This window comes from Streptomyces sp. NPDC041129, from assembly GCF_055592265.1.
The window spans coordinates 83,190-106,897 of record NZ_JBVIYV010000014.1 but is presented as its reverse complement, the minus strand read 5'-3'; the positions used below and the strand labels follow the sequence as shown (position 1 = coordinate 106,897).

At 71.6% G+C, this 23,708-nt stretch carries 23 protein-coding genes, 4 tRNA genes and 1 other RNA gene; 23 read left to right on the top strand and 5 right to left on the bottom strand.

All coding sequences use genetic code 11. The features are described from left to right. Positions 1 to 88: 88 nt before the first annotated feature. The 14 genes from ACZ6B1_RS32745 (at position 89) to ACZ6B1_RS32680 (ending at position 9,863) form a co-directional block, all read left to right on the top strand. Complete coding sequence (locus tag ACZ6B1_RS32745; RefSeq protein WP_468784404.1) at positions 89 to 943, top strand: helix-turn-helix domain-containing protein; 855 nt, start codon at positions 89 to 91, stop codon at positions 941 to 943. Between the two features lie 97 nt (positions 944 to 1,040). Then, positions 1,041 to 1,430: an ATP-binding protein gene (locus ACZ6B1_RS32740; protein ID WP_468784403.1), complete on the top strand. Its 390-nt coding sequence runs from the start codon at positions 1,041 to 1,043 to the stop codon at positions 1,428 to 1,430. Between the two features lie 175 nt (positions 1,431 to 1,605). Continuing rightward, complete coding sequence (locus ACZ6B1_RS32735) at positions 1,606 to 2,457, top strand: sigma factor-like helix-turn-helix DNA-binding protein (protein WP_468784402.1); 852 nt, start codon at positions 1,606 to 1,608, stop codon at positions 2,455 to 2,457. Continuing rightward, positions 2,454 to 3,275, top strand: a complete 822-nt coding sequence (locus ACZ6B1_RS32730; protein ID WP_468784401.1) for an integrase — start codon at positions 2,454 to 2,456, stop codon at positions 3,273 to 3,275. Before ACZ6B1_RS32735 ends, ACZ6B1_RS32730 begins: the two co-directional genes overlap by 4 nt. Positions 3,276 to 3,437: 162 nt before the next feature. Then, complete coding sequence (locus ACZ6B1_RS32725; protein ID WP_388393334.1) at positions 3,438 to 3,785, top strand: SCO3933 family regulatory protein; 348 nt, start codon at positions 3,438 to 3,440, stop codon at positions 3,783 to 3,785. Positions 3,786 to 3,790: 5 nt separating this feature from the next. After that, a complete protein-coding gene (locus tag ACZ6B1_RS32720) occupies positions 3,791 to 5,158 on the top strand; it encodes an FtsK/SpoIIIE domain-containing protein (RefSeq protein WP_468784400.1) in 1,368 nt (455 codons plus the stop codon). Between the two features lie 82 nt (positions 5,159 to 5,240). After that, a complete protein-coding gene (locus tag ACZ6B1_RS32715; RefSeq protein WP_468784399.1) occupies positions 5,241 to 5,453 on the top strand; it encodes a hypothetical protein in 213 nt (70 codons plus the stop codon). A 24-nt stretch (positions 5,454 to 5,477) separates the two neighbouring features. Beyond that, positions 5,478 to 6,188 carry a DUF2637 domain-containing protein gene (locus ACZ6B1_RS32710; RefSeq protein ID WP_468784398.1) on the top strand — a complete coding sequence of 237 codons (711 nt, stop codon included), beginning with the start codon at positions 5,478 to 5,480 and terminating at the stop codon, positions 6,186 to 6,188. 13 nt (positions 6,189 to 6,201) lie between these two features. Continuing rightward, positions 6,202 to 6,381 carry a mobile element transfer protein gene (locus ACZ6B1_RS32705; protein WP_468784397.1) on the top strand — a complete coding sequence of 60 codons (180 nt, stop codon included), beginning with the start codon at positions 6,202 to 6,204 and terminating at the stop codon, positions 6,379 to 6,381. A 15-nt stretch (positions 6,382 to 6,396) separates the two neighbouring features. Further along, complete coding sequence (locus ACZ6B1_RS32700) at positions 6,397 to 6,552, top strand: hypothetical protein (protein ID WP_240103009.1); 156 nt, start codon at positions 6,397 to 6,399, stop codon at positions 6,550 to 6,552. 20 nt (positions 6,553 to 6,572) lie between these two features. Next, positions 6,573 to 6,878: a SpdD-like protein gene (locus ACZ6B1_RS32695; RefSeq protein ID WP_468784396.1), complete on the top strand. Its 306-nt coding sequence runs from the start codon at positions 6,573 to 6,575 to the stop codon at positions 6,876 to 6,878. Between the two features lie 104 nt (positions 6,879 to 6,982). Further along, the gene (locus tag ACZ6B1_RS32690) at positions 6,983 to 8,362 is read left to right on the top strand and encodes a replication initiator (protein ID WP_468784395.1); all 1,380 of its coding nucleotides are present in this window, start codon (positions 6,983 to 6,985) and stop codon (positions 8,360 to 8,362) included. Next, positions 8,362 to 8,601 (top strand): excisionase family DNA-binding protein, encoded by a 240-nt coding sequence (locus ACZ6B1_RS32685; protein WP_468784394.1) that lies wholly within the window; start codon positions 8,362 to 8,364, stop codon positions 8,599 to 8,601. The genes ACZ6B1_RS32690 and ACZ6B1_RS32685 overlap by 1 nt, the downstream gene beginning before the upstream one ends. Before the next feature lie 11 nt (positions 8,602 to 8,612). Continuing rightward, positions 8,613 to 9,863 (top strand): tyrosine-type recombinase/integrase, encoded by a 1,251-nt coding sequence (locus ACZ6B1_RS32680; protein WP_468784393.1) that lies wholly within the window; start codon positions 8,613 to 8,615, stop codon positions 9,861 to 9,863. 79 nt (positions 9,864 to 9,942) lie between these two features. On the opposite strand, the gene ACZ6B1_RS32675 is transcribed toward ACZ6B1_RS32680, so the two are convergent. Then, positions 9,943 to 10,030, bottom strand: a tRNA-Ser gene (locus tag ACZ6B1_RS32675). Between the two features lie 97 nt (positions 10,031 to 10,127). Between ACZ6B1_RS32675 and ffs the strand changes: the two genes are divergently transcribed. From ffs to ACZ6B1_RS32645, 6 genes are all read left to right on the top strand, one after another. Continuing rightward, positions 10,128 to 10,222, top strand: an RNA gene (ffs, locus tag ACZ6B1_RS32670) — signal recognition particle sRNA small type. Positions 10,223 to 10,303: 81 nt separating this feature from the next. Further along, positions 10,304 to 12,643: a DNA polymerase III subunit gamma and tau gene (locus ACZ6B1_RS32665; protein ID WP_468784392.1), complete on the top strand. Its 2,340-nt coding sequence runs from the start codon at positions 10,304 to 10,306 to the stop codon at positions 12,641 to 12,643. Between the two features lie 97 nt (positions 12,644 to 12,740). Then, positions 12,741 to 13,991 (top strand): phosphoribosylamine--glycine ligase, encoded by a 1,251-nt coding sequence (purD, locus tag ACZ6B1_RS32660; protein ID WP_468784391.1) that lies wholly within the window; start codon positions 12,741 to 12,743, stop codon positions 13,989 to 13,991. 275 nt (positions 13,992 to 14,266) lie between these two features. Beyond that, positions 14,267 to 16,246, top strand: a complete 1,980-nt coding sequence (locus tag ACZ6B1_RS32655) for a hypothetical protein (protein WP_468784390.1) — start codon at positions 14,267 to 14,269, stop codon at positions 16,244 to 16,246. Positions 16,247 to 16,478: 232 nt separating this feature from the next. Next, the gene (locus ACZ6B1_RS32650) at positions 16,479 to 17,975 is read left to right on the top strand and encodes a N,N-dimethylformamidase beta subunit family domain-containing protein (RefSeq protein ID WP_468784389.1); all 1,497 of its coding nucleotides are present in this window, start codon (positions 16,479 to 16,481) and stop codon (positions 17,973 to 17,975) included. 68 nt (positions 17,976 to 18,043) lie between these two features. After that, positions 18,044 to 18,943: a phosphoribosylaminoimidazolesuccinocarboxamide synthase gene (locus tag ACZ6B1_RS32645; protein ID WP_468784388.1), complete on the top strand. Its 900-nt coding sequence runs from the start codon at positions 18,044 to 18,046 to the stop codon at positions 18,941 to 18,943. A gap of 68 nt (positions 18,944 to 19,011) precedes the next feature. Here ACZ6B1_RS32645 and ACZ6B1_RS32640 read toward each other — a convergent pair. The 4 genes from ACZ6B1_RS32640 to ACZ6B1_RS32625 form a co-directional block, all read right to left on the bottom strand. Next, a tRNA-Gly gene (locus ACZ6B1_RS32640) sits at positions 19,012 to 19,087 on the bottom strand. 332 nt (positions 19,088 to 19,419) lie between these two features. Continuing rightward, a tRNA-Gly gene (locus ACZ6B1_RS32635) sits at positions 19,420 to 19,492 on the bottom strand. 82 nt (positions 19,493 to 19,574) lie between these two features. Beyond that, positions 19,575 to 19,646: transfer RNA gene (locus tag ACZ6B1_RS32630), tRNA-Gly, on the bottom strand. Positions 19,647 to 19,805: 159 nt separating this feature from the next. Next, positions 19,806 to 20,123, bottom strand: coding sequence for a histone-like nucleoid-structuring protein Lsr2 (locus ACZ6B1_RS32625; RefSeq protein ID WP_189985882.1), 318 nt, complete (start codon positions 20,121 to 20,123; stop codon positions 19,806 to 19,808). 312 nt (positions 20,124 to 20,435) lie between these two features. On the opposite strand from ACZ6B1_RS32625, the gene purS reads away from it, so the two are divergent. From purS to purL, 3 genes are read left to right on the top strand one after another with little or no spacing between them, the layout of a single operon-like run. Beyond that, complete coding sequence (gene purS / locus ACZ6B1_RS32620; protein ID WP_250404436.1) at positions 20,436 to 20,708, top strand: phosphoribosylformylglycinamidine synthase subunit PurS; 273 nt, start codon at positions 20,436 to 20,438, stop codon at positions 20,706 to 20,708. Further along, on the top strand, positions 20,705 to 21,385 hold the full coding sequence (gene purQ, locus ACZ6B1_RS32615) for a phosphoribosylformylglycinamidine synthase subunit PurQ (protein WP_468784385.1): 681 nt from the start codon (positions 20,705 to 20,707) through the stop codon (positions 21,383 to 21,385). Before purS ends, purQ begins: the two co-directional genes overlap by 4 nt. Next, complete coding sequence (gene purL, locus ACZ6B1_RS32610) at positions 21,382 to 23,640, top strand: phosphoribosylformylglycinamidine synthase subunit PurL (protein ID WP_468784383.1); 2,259 nt, start codon at positions 21,382 to 21,384, stop codon at positions 23,638 to 23,640. Before purQ ends, purL begins: the two co-directional genes overlap by 4 nt. Positions 23,641 to 23,708 lie beyond the last annotated feature (68 nt).

Genomic DNA, 23,708 nt, shown 5'->3' with positions numbered 1-23,708 from the left:
AGAAAATTTGAATCACGCCCGGGTCTGTTGTTGATCAACGTGACCTACTCACCCGGCGTCTGCTGCCTCGTGGTGTAGAACCCTGGGCATGGGGAGTGAACGGCGGGAGCGGATGAGGGCGCTTGGTGCGCGTCTTCGTGCGCTCCGGGCAGAGGCTGGCATGACGGGTGCCGTGCTGGCGCAGCGTGCCGGTGTGGGGCAGCCGACTGTGTCCAAGGTGGAAACCGGGCGCATGGTCCCGAGCCTTGACGTGCTGGACCGGCTTTCAGGTGCCCTCGGGCTCGACGAGTCGACCGCTCGTGAGGTGCGTGAACTCCTGGCCGCCGTGGCGACTGCCGCAGACTCCGATGACTCCGCAGGCGATGCAACTCCGGGCGCTGGTACAACCGTCGACGAACAGGTTCGTTCGGCTCGGCTGGTGCGCTCCTTCCAGTGCGTTGTTCTGCCGGCCATGCTGCAGAGCGCGGAGTACGCCCGGCATGTCTTCGAGAGTGCGCCGAACTCGACGCCTGAGGCGGTCGGCCGTGCTGTCGCTGCCCGTGTGGAGCGGCAGAGCGTGTTGTATGAGCCGGGGCGGGAGTCGGTGTTCGTGCTGACGGAAGCTGTGTTGCGGACGTGGCCGGGGACCCCGGCGCTGATGCTCGCCCAGTTCGACCGGCTGCTGGCTGTCGAGAGTCTTAGCACGGTGCGACTTGGGGTCATCCCTTGGCGTCGGCCGGTGCCGGTGCTGCCTCATCACGGGTTCACCTTGTGCGACCGGCAGGCGGTCGTGGTCGAGACGTTCGCCGGTGAGCGGGTGTCGGTCGACTCCGCTGAGGTGGCCGCGTACGAGGAGACGTTCAGTCGCTTCGAACGGGCCGCAATCTTCGGTGACGCGGTACGGGAGCTCCTGTTGCACGTGATGAAGGAGTTCCGCGACCTGGGAGACACCGTCACCCCTTAGAGGAATAATTCCTCTAGATGCCTAGCCGATGACTCACGCATGGGAATACTCTGCCGCTGCATTGTCTAGCCCCCTAGACGAACTGAGGTGTTCTCCCATGCTCTCCAAGTGGTGCCGTGCCTTCCCCGGCCTTGCAGAAGAGGTGGTCCATGCCCGTCACTTCGTTGCCTCCCTCCTTGCCGAATGGGGTCCCGTCGACGATGCCGTCCTGGTCGTGAGCGAGCTCGCGACCAATGCCGTGCGCCACTCGCTGAGCGGCGCGGCCGGCGGCTGGTTCCTCGTCGTCGTCGGCTTCGGCGATGACCTCGTGCGGATCGAGGTGGTCGACCAGGGCGGCGAACGGGTGCCGCACCTGTGCGACGTGACCAGTCAGGAAGAGGGCGGACGCGGACTGGTCCTGACCGCGAGCTGCGCGAAGGACTGGGGCGTGAAGAACTGGCCCGACGGCCGTTCCGTGTGGGCCGATCTGGCGCGGGAGGGCGTGTGATCGCACTCCGCTCGACGGTGGCCCGCGGCTACCCTGCAGGCGGTGACGGGTGAGCCCTCGGGGTGTGCCTCGGCGGCGGGGCCGTTTCTTTGTGATCGGTGTTCGTACGGGCCAGCGTCTCCCGCCCATACCGTCTAGGGCCCTAGACTCCTGGTTACTGCTAGGAGGTGAGGTCATGTCGGACGAGCTGCAACGGATCACGACGATCGATGATCCGTACCTGCTCCTGCGCGAGGTGACGACCCGGTTGGCCGACGCACAGCAAGAGGTGACCGAACTGGCCCGCCTCCGCCGGCGTGTGGTGCAGGACCTGCATGCGCAAGGACTGTCGTACGCCCAGATCGCGGCAAAGGCCGGCCTGAGCCGCGGACGGATTCACCAGATCCGACACACCGGGCCTGCACCGGAAGGGGCCTTCCTCGGCCGGGGCGCGGTTACCGTTGCGACTCCGCTGCGGCGGGACGACGAACGCGGGCGGACGGTCGTCGCCGTGGATGATGTCAGCTCCGGGAAGCGGCTGGAGGACCTGGCGCGGTCGTACGGGCTCGACGTCACGTCGGAGCACGTGTCGCTCACCGGTGAGATCGATCTCAACCGGGACGGCCTGATCGTCGTCTGCGGTCCGCGCATGTCCCAGGAGATGTGGGACACCTACGCGCAAGACCCGGTCCTGCACTGGGAGCGCGCTGAAGACGGGCCCTGGACAGTGGTGGACCGGCGGACCGGGACCGTGCATCGGTCGGGACAGGACAGTGATCCGGCCCGCCCGTACGACGTCGGATACCTCGGCCGGCTGTCGCGCCCGGACGGCAAGGGCTCGCTTCTGGCCCTCGCCGGTATCCACACGCAAGGCTCCCTCGGTGTCGTGCAGCTGCTCGCCAACGACCTGAACACGCTCTGGGGACAGGTGGGCGATCACCGGTTCTCCACCCTGGTAGGTGTGGAGTACGACCCGGAGACCAGCGAACCGCAGTCCGTCGAACTGCTCTGCCCCCTGTACCGGCACGACGAGGACACGACGGCGTGAGGGTCGCCCTCGCCACGCTGCCCGCCGACCCCGACCGGGACAACGAGGACTTCGCCGCCGCTGCCCCCGGCGCGGCAGTGCTCCTCGACGGTGCCGGCGTCGGCGGGGCCGAAACCGGGTGCACGCACGGCGTCGCCTGGTTCTCCTCGACGCTGGGCAGCCTGCTGTTGCGCGGCATCACGGCGCATCCCGTCCGGCCGCTCGCCGACTGTCTGGCCGACTCGATCGGCCTCGTCCGGTCCCTGCACGAGGACAGTTGCGACCTCGCTTACCGGGCCAGCCCGACAAGTACGGTCGTCTGCGCCCGGGTCGGCACGGGAGCTCTGGAGTACCTCGTTCTCGGTGACTCCTCCCTGCTCCTCACCGAGAAGGACGGCGGCACGGCCGTCGTCACGGACCGGCGCCTGGACGAGGTCGGCAAGCGGCTGCGCGGGCCGGTCGACGCGCTGCCTACCGGCTCGCCCGAACACTCCGCCGCGCTCGCCGATTACCGCGACGCCCTGACGGGGCTCCGCAACCGGCCGGGCGGATTCTGGATCGCCGGCCCCGATCCGCAGGCGGCCGAACATGCCGTGACGGGGACGGTGCCGCTCGATTCGCTGGCATCGGTGACGCTGCTGAGCGACGGCGCGACACGCCTCGTCGACCGCTTCGAACTCGCCGACTGGCAAGGAGCGTTGCGCGTGCTCGCCTCCTTCGGCCCGGATGAGCTGATCCGTCGCGTACGCGACGCCGAGGACGGCGATCCTGACGGTCGGCGCTGGCCGCGTGGCAAGGCGTACGACGACGCGACCGTCCTTCACTGGGTGCTGCCGTAACGGGCTCCTTACGTCGGCACTGAGACACGTTCGTATACCCCCCTAGACAGTTGACGGGCCGTCGGTTACCTTTGTCGTCAACCCCCCTAGACAGTTAGGGCGGGCCCCTCCTGCACTGTCTAGGGGGGTATCCAGCTCGATCGATCCAGTGAGGTACAGAAAATGCGTGTGATCCCCGTGGACACCTCGGCCGCGACGCTCCTCGTCACCAAGCTGCCCGAGGTCAAGGTGAAGGACCGGCAGACCGGTGAGGTCGCCGTGGACCCGGTGACCAACCAGCGGCTTATGACGCTGGAGCTGGTGTTCATCGCGGCCGGCGGCTCCGACATGATCAAGGTCACCGTTCCCGAACAGGGCATCGGCGAGGGCCTGGTGATGGGTGCCCCGGTCATCCTGTCCGGCCTGATGGCCCGGCCCTGGGAGAGCGAGTTCGGTGGGCGTGCCCGTCACGGCATCGCCTACCGGGCCGACGCCGTCATGGTCAACGCTCCGGCTCCGGTGCAGGGCTGATCGCCATGGCCGACGCCGTCCGGGTGCTGCTGCCCGTCCTGCTGGTCCTGGTCGTGCTGCTGGGGGTGCGCCGCCGTATGCCGGTGGTGTTCTGGTGGTTGGTCGGATATCCGGTCGTCGCGCTGCGGGTGCTCGTCTCGTACCGGGCGACGATGGACGCCTGTGGCTTGACGGTCCCGGCCTCGGCGGTTCGTCGGGCCACCGCCCGGATGATGGGGCGGCAGGCGGCCCCTGTACCGCCTCGCCACTCGTTCCCGCTGCCGACCGGGTCCGGGCTCGTGATGCGGCTGCGCATGGCGGCCGGTCAGGCGCCCGAGGACTTCACCGCCTCCGCCGACCGGCTGCGGCACGCCTGGGGCGCTCACGCCGTGCACATCCGTCCCACCAAGCCGGGGCGGCTGGAACTGCGGCTGATCGGCTGGGACGTGCTCGCCGACGTACGGCCCGCCCGGCGCCGGCTGGCGGCTGGGCCCCTCTGTCTGCCGTTGGCGCTGCGGGAAGACGGTGACTGGCACGTACGGGACTTCCGCACCGTGCCGCACGAATTGATCCTCGGCGCCACCCAGTCCGGCAAATCCGTCTACCTGCGCAACCTGCTGTGCGGCCTGGCCCGGCAACGGGTCGTGCTCGTCGGCATCGACTGCAAATGGGGGGTCGAACTTGCCCCGTTCGCACCGCGCCTGTCGGCGCTCGCCGACAATCCCGACGGCGCGAACGAACTCCTCGACGCGCTACTGGAGGAGATGGAGGCCCGGTTCCGCCTCATCGGCCTCCGTAGCGGGGCCGGCCCGGACGCCGTTCTCACCTCGGACGTGTGGGGGCTGCCGGAAGCGGTGCGGCCGGTGCCGGTCGTGGTCGTTGTCGACGAGGTCGCGGAACTCTTCCTCGCCGCGGGCAAGGACGACGAGAAACGGCGGGACGCCATGGTCACCAAGCTCATCCGCCTCGCCCAGCTCGGCCGCGCAGCCGGCATCTACCTGGAGGTGTGCGGGCAGCGCTTCGGCTCCGAACTAGGCAAGGGCGCCACCATGCTGCGCGCCCAGCTGTCCGGCCGCATCTGTCACCGCGTCAACGACGAGTCATCGGCGAACATGGCGCTGGCCGACATCTCCCCTGAGGCGGCCCTGGCTGCCACCTCCATCCCGGCCGAACGGCCCGGCGTCGCGGTCGTCGGCGACTCCTCCGGCGGCTGGTCCCGCGTCCGCTCCCCACACCTGACCCTCGACGACGCGGCGGCCGTCTGCTGGGACACCGCCGCCCTGGTCCCGGAACTGCCCCGGCTCGACTCCTTCCGGCCCGCCGTCGCCGTCGAATCGGCCGGGCTGTCCTCTCCCGCCGCCGGTGTGCCCACCGCTCGCCCGGTGACCGAGTAGCCGTACCCCCTCTCCACGGCCGGCGTGACCGCGTCGCGCCACGTCCCTACCCGGCCCATGCCCAAAACCGAAAGGAAGCGCCATGTCACGCCCCTCCGTCGCCGAAGTGAGCGCGCTCATCGCCGACCTGGCCGCGTTCCGCCAGAACCGCACCTGTGCCGAGTACGCCGCGCTGATGGAGCGGAAGGCGGAGCTGCTGGAGCGCATCGCGGCTCACACGCCTGGCGACGCCGAAACCGCCGAGGTGGCACGCCTCGCCCGTGAGCGTGCCGATGCGCTCAACTCCGCCAACTGACGGCCCGGAAGGGAACCCGAGCTGATGCGTGCCCACCTGGTCCGCGTAGACGCCGTGATCGTGCAGGCCGTCATCGCGGGTGCCCTGTCCTTCTCCCACCTTCACGACCTCGCCTCGGCGTCCGGACAGGGCGGCTGGAAGGCATGGGCCTACCCCGTCAGTGTCGACCTGCTGCTGGTCGCCGCCTGGCGCCGCATGCGCCAGTCACAGCGAGCGGGGCAGGCGGCCGGGGGCCCACGGCTGTGGTTCCTGGTGGCCCTCGCCGCATCCCTCGGCGCCAACGTCGCCACCGCCGGACTCCTCGACCTGGACCACGTTCCCGCCTCGCTCCGCGTCGTCGTCGCGGGCTGGCCCGCCGTCGCTTTCTTCGGCGGCACACTCCTGGCACACGCACCGCACACCCCGGAAGCGCCGACAGCTCCGGCCCCCTCGACCACGGACACGGATCCGCACCCGGCCCCGGCCGCCGTCGACACGTCCGACCGGGACGCGCTTCCGGCGCCGTCCACCGACAGCGAACCCGCTCCCGGGGGCGCTGCCGTACCGGCCGTCATCCCGACCCCGGTCCCGGCGCCCGCTCCCGCCGTCGCCCTGCCGCCCGCCCTCGTTGACCGCGTCCGGGCACTGGCTGACGAACACCGCTTGACCACCGGCAGCCCTGCCGATCCCGACGCCGTACGCGCCCGGCTCGGCCTGCCTCCGTCCATGACCGCATCCGTTGCCGCTCACCTCTGAGAGGAGCACCACCATGCACCCCCGCTTCCGCAACGTCCGCCGCATCGGCCCCGTGAACGTCGCCTCCTACCTCGACCGCGGCAAGAACCGTCACCTGGCCGCCTGCACCGCGCCCCGCTGCGACTTCTCCGCCGAGTACGACTCCCGCGCCGCCGCCGAACTCGCCGCCCGTACCCACCGCTGCTCCGCCTGACAGGAGACCACCGCAATGGACGTCCCGCTCTGGCTCGCCCTGCTCTGCATCGGGGTCCTGGGAGTCAAGCTCATCCGCCCGCCCTGGTGGCTCATCGCCGCCCTCCTCCTCGGCGGCTACCTCCTCGCCGACAGCCTGCTGGCCCCCGTCATCAACTCCCTCATCAAGTAACCCGAGAAAGGAGACCCGCCATGTTCCAGCCGAAGATCCCGACCATGCCCCAGCCGACCGGCCTGGTCACCCCGCCCGCCGTCGTCGAGCCGACGACCATCACCCCGGCCGCGCAGACTTCCTCGCCGGCCCCCGTCGCTCCGTCGCCGTCCCGCCCGACCGCCCAACTCAGCCCCGGCACGGTGCTCGCCCTCGTCGGCGGCGGCACCGCCGTGGTCCTGGTCGTCGGCGCCGTCCTGGTCTCCATGCTCCTCGCCGTCACCGTCACCGTCGCCTCGGTCGCCGTCTGCGCCGTCGTCGTCCGCTCCCTCCTCACCCGCCGCTGACTCCTCGGCTCCGCCCGCCCGGCCTGCCCACACTGTCTAGCCCCCTCGACAGGCAGACCGGGGTGCCCGCTCCGAACTTCCGCACCGCAAGGAGGAACCCACACATGCACGCCCCGGCTCCCCTCGGAGCCATCCGCCACCTGACGGCCCTCGCCCGGTACAGCGACCTCAGCGCCTACGCCCGGCAGATCCAGCGCCTGGGCGGCTGCGAACAACCGGTACGGATGGAGGGCCACCGCCTCGACGTCCACGCCGCCACGGGCGAAGTCGTCCGGGAGATCGTCGACTCCAGCCTTCCGGCCGGACAGCTCCTCATCCGCTGCAACAACCGCAGGGCCACCCGGTGCGCCGCCTGCGCCGAGGTCTACCGCAAAGACACCTTCCACCTGGTCACGGCCGGACTGAGCGGCGGCAAGGGCATCGGCCCCGCCGTCGCAGGGCACCCGCGCGTCTTTGCCACGTTCACCGCCCCCTCCTTCGGCCCCGTCCACAACCGGCCTGGCGGCGGCCGGTGTCGCTGCGGGAGCTCCCACTCGGACGATGATCCCGCCCTCGGCACGCCGCTCACCCCGGACCGGTACGACTACCGCGCGGCCGTCCTGTGGAACGCGCACGCAGGCGCCCTCTGGGCCCGGTTCGCCACCTACCTGCGCCAGCAGCTCGCCTCCCGGGCGGGCATCGGCCGCTCCGCGCTGCGCGACTGCCTCAAGGTCTCCTACGCCAAGGTCGCCGAGTACCAGCGGCGCGGTGCCGTCCACTTCCACGCCGTAATCCGCCTCGACGGCCCGGACGGTGCCGAGGACGCACCGCCGGCCTGGGCCACAACAGAACTCCTTACCGACGCGATCCGCTCGGCGGCCCGCCTCGCCGAGACCCCCGGTCCCGTCCTCGACGGCCGCCCGTACGCCTTCCGCTTCGGCGAACAGTTCGACGTCCGCCCCATCCGTTCAGCCGATTTCGCGGGCACCTCGGAGCTCTCCAGCCGGGCCGTGGCCGCGTACATCGCCAAGTACGCCACCAAGGGCGCAGAGACCGCGGGCACCCTGGACCGCCCTGTCCGTAACCCGATCACCGACCTGATCGGCTCCGGCGTTACCGACCACGCCCGGCAACTTATCCTCACCTGCTGGCACCTCGGCGCGCTCCCCGAACTCGAGCCCCTGCGCCTGCGCAAGTGGGCCCACATGCTCGGTTTCCGCGGCCACTTCTCCACCAAGTCCCGCGCCTACTCCGTCACCCTCGGCGCCCTCCGCCAAGAACGCGCCGACCACAACGAAGCCCGCGCCCGCGAACGCGCGGCAGAAGCCGGCCACCCGCTGCCCGACCCGGACACCGTTCTCGTCCTCTCGCACTGGCGCTTTGCCGGAACGGGCTGGACGGACGCGGAACGCTTCGTCGCCCACGGTGCCCTGTCACCCGACGCCGTCGGGCCGTCCGCCACTTCCGCCGTTCCTGTCCTCGACCCGATGGGAGACCTCACCTGATGACCACGCTGACAGCGGTTCGCCCGGCGGTCCTCGACGAGACCGCCACCGACTCCGCCTTGGTGTTGCTGACCGTCGAAGAGGCCGCGCGACGGCTCCGGATCGGTCGTACGACGTGCTTCCGGCTCGTCATGTCCGGCGAGATCGAGTCCGTGACCGTGGGACGGCTGCGGCGGGTTCCGGTCGACGCCCTCTCTGCGTACGTGGCGAAGCTGCGGCGCCCGGCCGCCGTCGCGTAAGGGGAGACGACGTGGCAGAGCAGAAGCGCACTCGCCAGCCCAACGGAGCTTCCTCGATCTACCTCGGCAAGGACGGCAAGTGGCACGGCCGGGTGACGGTCGGCGTCCGCGACGACGGCAAGCCCGACCGCCGTCACATCGAGCGCAGGACCAAGGCCGAGGTGACCAGGGCCGTCCGCGAGATGGAGCGGGCGCGGGACGAGAAGAAGCTCAAGAAGGTCGGGCAAAGCTGGACCGTCAAGGCTTGGCTGGAGCACTGGGTGGAGAACATCGCCAAGCCGTACGTGTCGGAGAACACGTACGACGGGTACGAGATCGATGTGCGCGTGCACCTGGTGCCCGGCCTCGGTGCCCACAGGCTCGACCGCCTGGAGCCCGAGCACCTGGAGCGCTTCTACCGGAAGATGCAGGAGTCCGGGAGCTCCGCCGGCACCGCCCACCACGTCCACCGGACGATCCGGGTCGCCCTTGGTGAGGCGGTTCGGCGCGGACACGTCCCGACCAACGCGGCGGAGATCGCCAAGGCTCCGCGGCTCGAAGAGGAGGACATCGAGCCGTACACGATCGAAGAGGTTCAGAGCCTGTTGGTCGAGGCTGCCAAGCTCCGGAACAGTGCGCGGTGGGTCGTCGCCCTGGCGCTCGGCCTGCGGCAAGGGGAAGCGCTCGGGCTGCACTGGGAGGACGTCGACCTCGACGCGGGATACGTCCGCATCCGCAAGAACCGGCTGCGTCCCAAGTACGCGCACGGCTGCGGTGCCGACCCGTGCGGGCGGAAGGCGGGCTACTGCCCCAAGCGGGAGCAGACCCGGCGCGAGCACAAGTCCACCAAGTCCCGGGCCGGACGGCGCACCATCGGCCTGCCCGATCCGCTGATCAAGATCCTGCGTCAGCACCGGGAAGCACAGGAGCGGGAGCGGATCGCGGCCGGCGCCGACTGGGAGGGCAAGGGGTACGTCTTCGCCTCACCGGCCGGCGGGCCGCTGAGCCCGAACACCGACTTCCACGTCTGGAAGCGCCTGCTTCGGGACGCCGGTGTCCGCGACGGCCGTCTGCACGACGCTCGCCACACCGCCGCGACGGTCCTCCTGATCCTCGGTGTCCCGGACGTCGTGATCGACTCGATCATGGGCTGGGAGCCCGGGGGAGCGGCCCGGATGCGGGCGCGGTACATGCATGTGACGGGAGTCATGCTCCGCAAGGTCGCCCAGCAGGTCGGTGACGCGCTCTGGACGCCTCCCGGCGCCGAGGAAAAATCCAACTGAGACGGAAACTGAGACGGACAACGTCGAAGGGCCCCACCGCAAGCGGTGGGGCCCTTCGACATCGTGCCCGGTGAGGCACTGGCGGAGGATACGAGATTCGAACTCGTGAGGGGTTGCCCCCAACACGCTTTCCAAGCGTGCGCCCTAGGCCTCTAGGCGAATCCTCCGCCGGAAACATTACATGACCGAGGGGAGTGCTCGCGAACCCGTTCTCGCAGGCCGACATCGGGTACAGCCGACGGGCCTCGATCGGGTACTGTGGGCGCAGCCCCTCACGCGGCGCTATCTGACTGAACTCCCCCAGGGCCGGAAGGCAGCAAGGGTAGGTCGGCTCTGGCGGGTGCGTGGGGGGCCCTTGTGTTTGCGGGGCAGGCGCCGGCGCCCGGCGGGGGAGCCTTGGGCGGGGCTGGTTGTCGGTGGGCGCCTATAACCTCGTATGCGTGTCGTCTCTCGCGCTGTACCGCCGCTATCGCCCGGAGACCTTTGGCGAGGTCATCGGGCAGGAGCATGTCACCGACCCGCTGCAGCAGGCGCTGCGGAACAACCGGGTCAATCACGCGTACCTGTTCAGCGGGCCGCGTGGCTGCGGGAAGACGACCAGCGCGCGCATTCTGGCCCGCTGCCTGAACTGTGAGCAAGGTCCCACCCCGACGCCCTGCGGCGAGTGCCAGTCGTGCCGGGACCTGGCCAGGAACGGGCCGGGGTCGATCGACGTCATCGAGATCGACGCGGCCTCCCACGGTGGTGTGGACGACGCCCGTGAGCTGCGGGAGAAGGCCTTCTTCGGGCCCGCGAGCAGCCGGTACAAGATCTACATCATCGACGAGGCCCACATGGTCACGTCGGCCGGCTTCAACGCCCTGCTGAAGGTCGTGGAGGAGCCCCCGGAGCACCTCAAGTTCATCTTCGCCACGACCGAGCCCGAGAAGGTCATCGGGACCATCCGGTCGCGGACCCATCACTACCCCTTCCGGCTCGTCCCGCCGGGCACCCTGCGGGACTACCTGGGCGAGGTGTGCGGCAGGGAGGACATCCCGGTCGAGGAGGGCGTGCTGCCGCTCGTCGTGCGGGCCGGCGCCGGCTCCGTGCGTGACTCGATGTCCGTCATGGACCAGCTCCTCGCCGGCGCCACGGCGGAGGGTGTGACATATGCCATGGCCACCTCCCTGCTCGGGTACACCGACGGGTCGCTGCTCGACTCCGTCGTCGAGGCCTTCGCCACCGGTGACGGGGCCGCCGCCTTCGAGGTCGTCGACCGGATCATCGAGGGCGGCAACGACCCCCGCCGGTTCGTCGCCGACCTGCTGGAGCGGCTGCGGGACCTGGTGATCCTGGCCGCGGTCCCGGACGCCGTCGAGAAGGGGCTCATCGATGCCCCGGCCGATGTGCTGGAGCGCATGCAGGCGCAGGCCTCGACCTTCGGCGCCGCCGAGCTGAGCCGCGCCGCCGACCTCGTCAACGACGGCCTCACCGAGATGCGCGGCGCCAACTCCCCGCGGCTCCAGCTCGAACTGATCTGCGCCCGGGTGATGCTCCCCGCCGCCTACGGCGACGAGCGGTCGCTCCTGGCCCGCCTCGACCGGCTGGAACGCGGCGTCGGCTTCTCGGGCGGCGGCGGTGCGCCCGCCATGGGGTACGTCCCCGGTCCCGACGCCCACGCGGGCGTGGCCCCCGGTGGCGCGCCGGTGCCGCCCGGCGGCGGTCCCGCCGCGGCCCGTGCGGCCGTGCGGGGACCGGGCGGACAGCCCGCCGGGCCCGGTGCCCACGGTGGCTCGGGTACCGGGGAGCCCTCGGCGCCCGCACCCGCTCCCGCTCCGGTGTCGCCCCCCGCCCCCGCGCCACCCGTCCCTGCCGCTCCCGCACCCGCGGCGCAGGCCCCAGCGGCCGCGGCGCAGGCCCCAGCGGCCGCCGCGCCCGCCCCAGCGGCCGCCGCGCCCGCCCCCGCCGCTCCCGAACCTTCGGCCCCTGCCTCCGCCCCGGCTCCCGGTGCCTGGCCGACCGCCGCGGCGGCCGGTGGCGGGCGGCGGCCCGGTGGGTGGCCCACGGCGGCCGCGACGGGCCCGCAGCAGGGCGGCGCCGTTCCGGCCCGCTCCCAGGCGCAGCGCCCGGAGCCGCCCGCTCCGGCGGCTCCCGCGGCGAGCGCCCCGGCCCCGGCGGCCCCCCAGGCCGGCGGGCTCGATCCCCGCGTGCTCTGGCCCAACATCCTCGAGGCCGTCAAGAACCGCCGGCGCTTCACCTGGATCCTGCTCAGCCAGAACGCCCAGGTGGCCGGCTTCGACGGCACCACCCTCCAGGTCGGCTTCGTCAACGCCGGTGCCCGGGACAACTTCGCGAGCAGTGGCAGCGAGGACGTGCTGCGGCAGGCGCTGGCCGAGCAGTTCAGCGTGCAGTGGAAGATCGAGGCGGTCGTCGACCCCTCGGGCGGCTCCGCACCTGCGCCGTCCGGTGGCGCATCTGGCTTCGGCGGAGGCGGCGGAGCCGGTGGCGCGGGCTACGGCGGTGCCCCCGCCGGCGGCTACGGCGCCCCGGCCGCCCCCCGCCCGGCGGCACCCCAGCCGGCCTCGCCCGCACCGGGCGCCTCCCAGGGCGGTGGCCAGTCCGCCCCGGCGCAGGCCCCCGCTCCCCAGCCGCCCCGGGCACCCGAGCCGGCCCCCGTCGCGCCCGAGGACGACATCCCCGAGGACGACGACCCCGACCTCGACGAGTCCGCCCTGTCCGGCCAGGGCCTGATCGTGCGGGAGCTGGGGGCGACGGTGGTGGAGGAGTTCACCCACGAGTAGGGGGCCCGTCCGACCACGAGCCCGGCCCGCCGTTCGTAGGAACCCACAGGAAACCCGCCCGGCGGACTTCGGCGACCTTGCCATTAGGCTGAGCCCCGTGAAGGTCCTCGTCATCGGCAGCGGTGCCCGCGAACACGCCCTGTGCCGCTCCCTGTCCCTCGACCCCGACATCACCGCCCTGCACTGCGCACCCGGCAACGCCGGCATCGCCGAGGTGGCCGAGCTGCACCAGGTCGACGCGCTCGACGGCAAGGCCGTGGCCGCGCTGGCCGGTGACCTCGAAGCCGACCTCGTCGTCGTCGGCCCGGAGGCCCCGCTGGTCGCCGGTGTGGCCGACGCGGTGCGCGAGGCGGGCATCCCGGTGTTCGGCCCCTCCGGGGAGGCCGCGCAGCTCGAGGGTTCCAAGGCCTTCGCCAAGGACGTGATGGCGGCGGCCGGGGTGCCGACCGCACGGTCGTACGTCTGCACCACGGAGGCCGAGGTCGCCGAGGCCCTGGACGCCTTCGGGGCGCCCTACGTCGTCAAGGACGACGGCCTCGCCGCGGGCAAGGGCGTCGTGGTCACCTCCGACCTCGACGCCGCCAAGGCGCACGCTGCGGCCTGTGAGCGCGTGGTCATCGAGGAGTTCCTCGACGGTCCCGAGGTGTCGCTGTTCGCGGTCACCGACGGCCGGACCGTCGTACCGCTCCAGCCCGCCCAGGACTTCAAGCGCGCCCTGGACGGCGACGAGGGTCCCAACACCGGTGGCATGGGCGCCTACTCGCCGCTGCCGTGGGCGGACCCCGAGCTGGTCGAAGAGGTGCTGCGGACGGTGCTGCGGCCGACCGTGGACGAGATGCGGCGCCGGGGCACCCCGTTCTCCGGGCTGCTGTACGCCGGTCTGGCGATCACCTCGCGCGGCGTGCGCGTCATCGAGTTCAACGCCCGCTTCGGCGACCCCGAGACCCAGGTCGTGCTGGCCCGTCTGCGGACGCCGCTGGGCGGCGTGCTGCTCGCCGCCGCGAACGGCACCCTGGCCGACCTCGAGCCGCTGCGCTGGAGCGAGGACGCGGCCGTCACCGTCGTCGTCGCCTCGCACAACTACCCCGGCACCCCGCGCACCGGCGACCCCATCACCGGTCTGGACGAGGTGGCCGCCGAGGACGCGCCGCACGCCTACGTCCTGCACGCCGGGACGAAGCGGGACGGCGACGCGGTCGTCAGCGCCGGCGGGCGGGTGCTCTCGGTCACGGCGACCGGCGAGGACCTGGCCGGGGCCCGCGAGCGGGCCTACCGGGCGGTGGGCCGTATCCGCCTCGACGGCTCCCAGCACCGCACCGACATCGCGGCACGGGCGGCGGGCGCCTGACCGGCCCTCCCCGACCCACCCGCACACCCCAGGCCCCGGACCCCGAATCCGGGGCCTGATGCTTGCTGTCTGTCGCCCACCTCTGACCAAAGCCATTCCATCGAGTGAGCAATCCCCCATACGGCTGACTGGGACCGGGGCCCCAACTATGGTGCGGCGCAAGCGTTCCGGCACTTGGCCCACCGGCATTGCGATGTCAGTGACGGGTGCCACAGTGGGGGAGTGAGCAACGCCAGGACAGCGCGGGATCGGCAGGGAGGGGGTGAGGTCCGATCATGACCGGAACCGGAGTTGAGGCGGGCGCGCGGGCCGCGCGCTCGTGGGCCCTGGCCGTGCTGCGCGTCCGCGGCCGGGCCCTGGGCGTGGCCCTGCTGCCCGCGGCCGTCGAGGTGGTCCTGCTGACGGGCGGCGCCACCGGCCGACTCACCGGTCCGGGCTGGGACACCGCCCGCTGGGCCGTGGGCGTGCCGGCCGCGCTCGTGCTGCTGGCCGCGGCCGGCGTCGCGCTGGTGGTGGCCCGTGCCCGACCGGCCGTGAGTCCCACGGTCCCGGTCGCCGAGGAATCGGCCCCGGACCTGTACCGGCTGGTGCGCGACCTCGCGGACCGGCTCGACGTCCCCGCGCCCTCGGCCATAGCGCTCACCCCGGACTGTGACAGCTGGCTGGAGGACCGGGCCCATCCGGCCCACGGCCCGCCCCAGCGGCCGGCGCACGACGAGGCGGCGGGACCCGGCGCCGGGCCGGGCCTCGACGGCCGGCGGCGGACGGTCACCGCCCCCGTCCTCGTCATCGGCTCCCCGTTCCTGTGGTGGATGCGCGTCGGTGAGCTGCGCGCGGTCCTCGCCCCGGTCGTCGCCGGTACGGGTCCCTCCGCGCACCCGGACATAGCCGCCGCCCGCCGCTTCGTCCGCGGTCTCGACGCGGCGGTGGCGGTCGCCTCGACGCCCGGCCGCTGCCCGTTGACCCGGGTCGTGTGCGCGGCCCTCGGCTGGGTCGCCCGGCTGATGCTGCGCGGTTGCCGCGAGCACGCGGCCCTGATGGAGCGCGGGGTCGCCGCGGCCGCCGCGGAGCGCGCGCAGACCGTGGACTACGGGCTGCGGATCGTCGCCCAGGAGCAGGTCGGCCTCGCCTACGCGGGCTGGGACCGGCTGCTGACCAAGGTGGCGCTGCCCGCCTGGCGCATGGGCCGCTGGCCCTCCCGGCTGGACGCGGGGGTCGTGTCGGCCCTGACCGAGCTGTCCCGGCGCGACCGTCTGGCCGAGGGCTTCGCATCCCGTCTCGGTGAGCGCCCCGCCTGCGACCTCCTGGAGGAGCCCGGCGCGGTGGACGAGGCCGCCTCCCTGCTCGCCGCCCGTCTGTTCCACGGCGGCCCGGCCGAGACCGGCCCGGACTGGTCGCCGGTGGACTGGCAGGCGTACCCGGAGGAGGTCGTCGACCGCACCTGGCGCGCCCACGCGGCTCGGCTGCACCGGGTCCTCGACTCCCTCGGCGTCCGGCCCGCCCCCACCGCTCCCGGCCAGGGTGGTCCCACGCTGGCCCGGGTCCTGGACCACCTCACGGAGCTCGGCCACCCGTCCACCGGCTCCGCGCCCGACCCCGCAGGGAGCCCGGACGACGGCCGGACGACGGCGGCCCGGGAGTCGATCGCCGGTGACGAGCCGCCGGCCCCGGTGGACCGCCCCGGCCCGGCCCTCGAGCGGGCCGTCGCCGCGGACACCCCCACCCCAGCGGCGCACGCCCCCACCGCCGACGTGAACGGGGACCCGGCCGGCCACCTCACCCCGGCCGCCGGGCCGATCGTCACCACCGCCGAGGACGACACCCCGGTCGCCGAGGACGACGACACCGATCCCGGCACCGAGCGCAGCGCGGTTCTCGCCGCCGGTCTGAGTGCGGAGCTGGCCCGGGAGGAGGCCGCGGCGCCGAAGGGCGCGACCGCCGCCGGGCTGTTTCCGGACAGCTCGCTCTGGGACGACGGCGCCCTGCCGCTGTTCCCGCTCCAGCCCCCGCGCACCGGCCGCGACCTGCTCGCCGATCACCTCACGGCGATGGTCTGCTGTGCCGCCGTGGACACGGCGGGCGCGGCCCCCGCGCTCGACTGGCTGGACGGTCCCTCCCTGCTGCTGGACGGCGAGCGGGCCGCCGACCTCGGGCCCAAGGTGCTGCGCCTGATCGAGGAGGGCGACCCCGGCCCGCTGCGCGACTGGCTGAGCGCGTCCGGGATACGCCCGGAGAAGCCGGTACGGCTCGTCTGACCCTCCGCCCGGCGCCCGCCCGGCACCCCCTCAGGAGCCGTCGCGGATCCGACGCCGTAACGGAGGACGGACTTCCAGTTCAGGTCAATTCGCAACGAACAGTGACCAGATCCGTGCGTTATGTGATGTGCTGGGACCGACCGCGCACATGGCAAAGGCATGCGACATACGACAGCACGACCGAGCAGCACGCACCACGCTGGCAACGGGGGCATGAGGGAGGGGAGCGTCCATGGCCTCGGACCACATCCGCCGCTGGGAGTCCGGAGCGCTCGCGCACGCCGTCACGGACCCCTTCGGCCAGGGACCGGTTCCCTGGCTGCGCGGCAGTGAGACGTACTTCGACGACACCGGGCACGTCGTGCCCTGGTACGTCGACCCGAGCCCGCAGCAGCCCGCCGGCGAGCGGCCGCGCGTGCCCGCGCCGCGCACGTCCGGGCCGGGGCCCCGCTCGGCCGACGACGTGTACCGCCAGATCAAGGGCTTCACCTCCTCCGGGGCGGTCGCGCCCGGGGAGGCGATCGACTTCCACATCACGGTCGACCCGCCGCAGCAGTTCGGCGTCGACATCTACCGGATCGGCCACTACGGCGGAGACGGCGCCTCGAAGATCACCACCAGCCCCCGGCTCTCCGGCATCGTCCAGCCCTCGCCGCTGGCCGCCGACCGCACGGTGTCCTGCCACCACTGGTGGCTCTCCTGGCGCCTCCAGGTGCCGTCGCACTGGGCCGTCGGCGCCTATGTGGCCGTCCTCACCACCGCCGACGGCTACCGCTCCCACGTGCCCTTCACGGTCCGCGACAACCACCCGGCCGACCTGCTCCTGCTGCTGCCCGACATCACCTGGCAGGCGTACAACCTCTACCCGGAGGACGGCCGCACCGGCGCCAGCCTCTATCACGCCTGGGACGAGAAGGGCCGTCTGCTCGGCGAGCCGGACGCGGCCACCACGGTCTCCTTCGACCGCCCGTACGCGGGCGCCGGACTGCCCCTGCACGTCGGCCACGCCTACGACTTCATCCGCTGGGCCGAGCGCTACGGCTACGACATCGCCTACGCCGACGCCCGCGACCTGCACGCCGGCCGCGTCGACCCCACCCGGTACCGGGGACTGGTCTTCCCCGGCCACGACGAGTACTGGTCGGTGCCGATGCGCCGGGCCGTGGAGAACGCCCGGGACCACGGCACCTCCCTGGTCTTCCTCTCCGCGAACACCATGTACTGGCAGGTGGAGCTGGGCCCGTCCGCGTCCGGCGTGCCCGACCGGCTGCTGACCTGCCGCAAGCGCAAGGGCCCCGGAAAGCCGGTGCTGTGGCGCGAGATCGACCGGCCCGAGCAGCAGGTCGTCGGCATCCAGTACGCGGGCCGCGTCCCCGAGCCGCATTCGCTGATCGTCCGCAACGCGGGCCACTGGCTGTGGGACGCGACCGGGGCGCGCGAGGGCGACGAGATCGAGGGCCTGGTGGCGGGCGAGGCGGACCGTTACTTCCCGCGCACCCCGCTGCCCGACCACGACGACCGCATCCTGCTCGCGCACTCCCCCTACACCGACAACGAGGGCGTCCAGCGGCACCAGGAGACCTCCCTGTACCGGGCTCCCTCCGGTGCCTGGGTGTTCGCCTCCGGCACCTTCGCCTGGTCGCCGTCCCTGGACCGCCCCGGCCATGTGGATCCGCGGATCCAGCGGGCCACGGCGAACCTGCTGGACCGCATCTGCAAACGGGACTGACCCGCTGTCGTCGGCGCATGTCCGATACGGGACAATCGAGCCATTGGACAGAACCACGGGGAGGAACCGTGTCCGGATTCGTAGAAAAGCCCGAGCCGATTCAGGTTCCGGGCCTGGTGCACCTGCACACCGGCAAGGTGCGCGAGCTGTACCAGAACGAGGCGGGCGACCTCGTGATGGTCGCCAGCGACCGCATGTCCGCCTACGACTGGGTGCTGCCCACGGAGATCCCCGACAAGGGCCGCGTCCTCACCCGGCTCTCCCTGTGGTGGTTCGAGCAGCTGCGTGACCTGGCCCCGAACCACGTGATCAGCACCGAGCTCCCCGAGCACGCCCCGGCCGACTGGGCGGGCCGCACGCTGGTCTGCAAGTCCCTGCGGATGGTCCCGGTCGAGTGCGTGGCCCGCGGCTACCTCACCGGCTCGGGCCTCGCCGAGTACGAGGAATCCCGCACCGTCTGCGGACTGGCCCTGCCCGAGGGCCTGGTGGACGGCTCGGAGCTGCCCGCCCCGATCTTCACCCCGGCCACCAAGGCCGAGGTCGGCGAGCACGACGAGAACGTCTCCTACGAGGAGGTCGCGCGCCAGGTGGGCGCGGAGACCGCCGCCCAGCTCCGGCAGTCCACGCTCGCCGTGTACTCCCGCGCCCGGGACATCGCCCGCGACCGCGGAATCATCCTGGCCGACACCAAGTTCGAGTTCGGCTTCGACGGCGACACCCTGGTCCTCGCCGACGAGGTGCTCACCCCGGACTCGTCCCGCTTCTGGCCGGCCGACCAGTGGCAGCCCGGCCGCGCCCAGCCGTCGTACGACAAGCAGTACGTCCGGGACTGGCTGACCTCCGCCGAGTCCGGCTGGGACCGCAGGAGCGAGCAGCCCCCGCCGGCGCTGCCCCAGCGGGTGGTCGAGGCGACCCGGCAGAAGTACGTGGACGCGTACGAGCGGCTGACCGGCACCGCCTGGTCCTGACGCCAGTGCCCCCGGAGAAGTCCGGGGGCATGCAGAAAGCCCCCGGCCGGAACCGGGGGCTTTCTGCATGGAGCGGACGACGAGGCTCGAACTCGCGACCTCAACCTTGGCAAGGTTGCGCTCTACCAACTGAGCTACGTCCGCACTGCGCCGTGGCGCGAGAGCAACTATACCCAACCTCGTGGGTGCGCGGGACGCCCTGCCGCACGACGGTCCCGGCATCGCACTCCGCCGGGCCCGGGAGGAGCCGGTCCCGGCCGCCCGGCGGGTCTTCGGCGGGGGTCAACTCCCCACCCGCACAGTGGTTTCCGGGGTGCGTGGTGCGGATGATGCGCGTGAGCCGTCGCGCACCGGCCCGCTCCGCCGTGGGGTGTGCGGATGTGGCGACCTTCACATGTCCGGTGTCCGGAGAGAGTGGTGGGAAGAACCAGGCGCACGAAAAAGCCCCGGTCCAGAAGACCGGGGCTTTTTTCCCGAGCGGACGACGAGGCTCGAACTCGCGACCTCAACCTTGGCAAGGTTGCGCTCTACCAACTGAGCTACGTCCGCACTGCTCCCGACCGGCTCCCACCGATCGGTGCGGGCACCAGCCTACCTGATCCACAGGAGTGGTCGGGACGACCGATGCCAGAGCGGGTGACAGGAATTGCACACTGCGCCTTCCCCCTGGAAGGGGGATGTTCTACTACTGAACTACACCCGCACGGTCCGTGGGATCCGGCCTTTCGGCCTCGCCCCTCGGCGTGTCCCAGACATTAGCTGATCAGCAGGGGGGTAGCGCAAGTCGCCTCCCGGCGCGGCCAAGTGCACGGCCCTCAGGGCCCGCTGACGGACCCTGAGGGCTCGCCCCTTCGCGGGCCCCTCACTGCGCGGCGCTGAACGCCTCGTAGACCTTCTTCGGGATGCGTCCGCGCGCCGGCACGTCCATCTTGTTCGCCTGGGCCCAGGCGCGGACGGCCGCCGGGTCGGGAGCGACCTCCGTCTGCTTGTAGGCCTTGCCGGACCGCGAGCGCTTGCGGCCCGCCTCCACGTAGGGCTCGAGCGCCTTGCGCAGTTTTTCGGCGTTGGTTTCGTTCAGGTCGATCTCGTACGACTTGCCGTCGAGTCCGAAGGCGATCGTCTCCGCCGCTTCCGAGCCGTCGATGTCGTCAAAGAGAGTGACCACGACCTTTTGCGCCACGAATATCGGTCCCTTCGTGCGGCACGTCGATACAGCTCATCTGGCGATGACGTGCCGAGTATCGGCTATTGCCAATTCATTTGTACAGTGCCCGGCAATGCAAAGTGAAGACCGACTAAATCCGCCCGCGTGTCCCCGTGCAATAGATGTCGTGGGTGGGTCTGTGGAACTTTCCCAGAACTTTTCGCGAGGGAGCGCGCCCGTCACCCGATCGTGATGCGGCTCACGTAGTTTCCTACAACTCTACCCGCGTAGAAATTTTGTGCGGGTAGTCTGAAGGAACCTGCTCAGCACCACACACCGGGAGTGCCAGTGGCACGCGTCGTAGTCGACGTCATGCTCAAGCCGGAGATCCTCGACCCCCAGGGCCAGGCGGTCCAGCGTGCGCTGCCGCGCCTGGGTTTCGAAGGGATCTCGGACGTCCGTCAGGGAAAGCGTTTCGAACTGGAAGTTGACGGGCCGGTCGACGAGGCCGTGCTCGCCCGCATCCACGATCTTGCGGAATCCTTCCTCGCCAACACGGTGATCGAGGACTTCATCGTCAAGGTGGAAGAGGGTGCGGAAGTCGCGGAGGCGGCCAAGTGACCGCTCGTATTGGCGTCGTCACTTTCCCGGGAAGTCTCGACGACCGGGACACCCAGCGCGCGATCCGTCTCGCGGGTGCCGAACCGGTCGCGCTGTGGCACAAGGACAAGGACCTCAAGCAGGTCGACGCCGTTGTGCTGCCCGGCGGTTTCTCCTACGGCGACTATCTGCGGGCCGGCGCCATCTCCCGCTTCTCGCCGGTGATGGAGACGGTCATCGAGCAGGCGAAGGCCGGACTTCCGGTCCTCGGCATCTGCAACGGCTTCCAGGTCCTCACCGAGGCCCACCTTCTGCCGGGCGGCATGCTGGGCAACGACCACCTCCACTTCATCTGCCGCGACCAGAAGCTGCGGGTGGAGAACGCGGAGACCTCGTGGACCGGCGACTACCGCCAGGGCCAGGAGATCCACATCCCGCTGAAGAACATGGACGGCCGGTACGTCGCCGACGAGTACACGCTCGACAAGCTGGAGGCGGAGGGCCGGGTCGTCTTCCGCTACCTGGACTTCAACCCCAACGGCTCCCTGCGGGACATCGCCGGCATCACCAACGAGGCCGGGAACGTCGTCGGCCTCATGCCGCACCCCGAGCACGCCGTCGAGCCGCTGATCGGTTCGGGCCGCACCGACGGCCTCCCCTTCTTCACCTCGATCCTCAAGAAGCTGGTCAACGCATGAGCCGGACGCCTCTGGACACGGTCGAGCACGCGGCCGCGACCCCCGACGTCGAGCTGCCCTGGGCCGAACTCGGCCTGAAGAAGGACGAGTACGAGCGGGTGGTGGAGATCCTCGGCCGCCGCCCGACCGGCGCCGAACTCGCCATGTACTCGGTCATGTGGTCCGAGCACTGCTCGTACAAGTCCTCCAAGGTCCACCTGCGCCAGTTCGGCGAGAAGGCGCCCCAGTCGGACGCCCTGCTCGTCGGCATCGGCGAGAACGCCGGTGTGGTGGACGTCGGCCAGGGTTACGCGGTCACCTTCAAGGTCGAGTCGCACAACCACCCCTCCTACGTCGAGCCCTATCAGGGCGCGGCCACGGGTGTCGGCGGCATCGTGCGCGACATCATCGCGATGGGCGCGCGCCCGGTGGCCGTGGTCGACCCGCTGCGCTTCGGCGCGGCCGACCACCCCGACACCAAGCGCGTGCTGCCCGGTGTGGTCGCCGGCATCGGCGGCTACGGCAACTGCCTGGGCCTGCCCAACATCGGCGGCGAGGTCGTCTTCGACGCCTGCTACCAGGGCAACCCGCTGGTCAACGCCGGTGCCATCGGTGTGATGCGGCACGAGGACATCCACCTGGCCAAGGCCTCCGGCGCGGGCAACAAGGTCATCCTGTACGGCGCCCGGACCGGCGGCGACGGCATCGGCGGCGCGTCCATCCTCGCCTCCGAGACCTTCGACGACGCCAAGCCGAGCAAGCGCCCGGCCGTCCAGGTCGGCGACCCCTTCCAGGAGAAGCTCCTCATCGAGTGCACCCTGGAGGCGTTCAAGGAGAAGCTGGTCGTCGGCATCCAGGACCTCGGCGCGGCCGGTCTGTCCTGTGCCACGTCCGAGCTGGCCTCCAACGGTTCCGGCGGCATGCGCGTCACCCTGGACGACGTACCGCTGCGCGACTCCACGCTCTCGCCCGAGGAGATCCTCATGAGCGAGTCGCAGGAACGCATGTGCGCGGTGGTCGAGCCGGAGAAGGTCGACCGCTTCCTCGAGATCTGCGACAAGTGGGACGTCATCGCCACCGTCATCGGTGAGGTCACCGACGGCGACCGGCTGGAGATCTTCTGGCACGGCGGCAAGATCGTCGACGTCGACCCGCGCACGGTCGCCCACGAGGGCCCGACCTACGAGCGCCCGTACGCCCGCCCGTCCTGGCAGGACGAGCTCCAGGCGGACGACGCGAACAAGCTGCCGCGGCCCACGACGGGCGAGGAGCTGAAGGACCAGGTCCGGAAGCTGGTGTCCTCCCCCAACCAGGCCTCCAAGAAGTGGATCACCTCGCAGTACGACCACTTCGTGCAGGGCAACACCGTCCTCGCCCAGCCCGAGGACTCCGGCATGATCCGCATCGACGAGGAGACCGGCCTCGGCGTCGCCATCGCGACGGACGGCAACGGCCGGTACGCCAAGCTGGACCCGTACACGGGCGCCCAGCTCGCCCTCGCCGAGGCCTACCGGAACGTGGCGACGACCGGCGCCAGGCCGCTCGCCGTCTCCGACTGCCTGAACTTCGGCTCGCCCGAGGACCCGGCGGTGATGTGGCAGTTCGCGGAGGCCGTACGCGGGCTCGCGGACGGCTGCCTGCAGCTCGGCACGCCGGTGACCGGTGGCAACGTCTCGCTCTACAACCAGACCGGTGAGGCGGCCATCCACCCGACGCCGGTGGTCGCCGTCCTCGGCGTCATCGACGACGTGGCCCGACGTACCCCGGTCGCCTTCCAGGAGGACGGCCAGCTCCTGTACCTCCTCGGCGACACGCGTGAGGAGTTCGGCGGCTCGGCCTGGTCCCAGGTGGTCCACGACCACCTCGGCGGTCTGCCTCCGAAGGTCGACCTGGAGCGCGAGCGGCTGCTGGCCGAGATCCTGATCTCGGCCTCCCGCGACGGCATGATCGACTCCGCGCACGACCTGTCCGACGGCGGTCTGGTCCAGGCGGTCGTTGAGTCGGCGCTGCTCGGTGGGAAGGGCGCGCGACTGGTCGTCCCGGACGGCCTGGACGCCTTCACCTTCCTGTTCTCCGAGTCGGCCGGCCGCGCCGTCGTCGCCGTGCCGCGCTCGGAGGAGCTCCGCTTCAACGACATGTGCGGCGCACGCGGCCTCCCGGTCACCCGCATCGGTGTCGTGGACGGCGACTCCGTCGAGGTCCAGGGCGAGTTCGCGCTCTCCCTCACCGAGCTGCGCGAGGCCCACGAGGCGACGATCCCGGCGCTGCTGGCGTAGCCCCCGCTCGCGCACCGCGCACCCGAGGCCCCGTCCGGCACGCCGGACGGGGCCTCGCGCGTCCACCG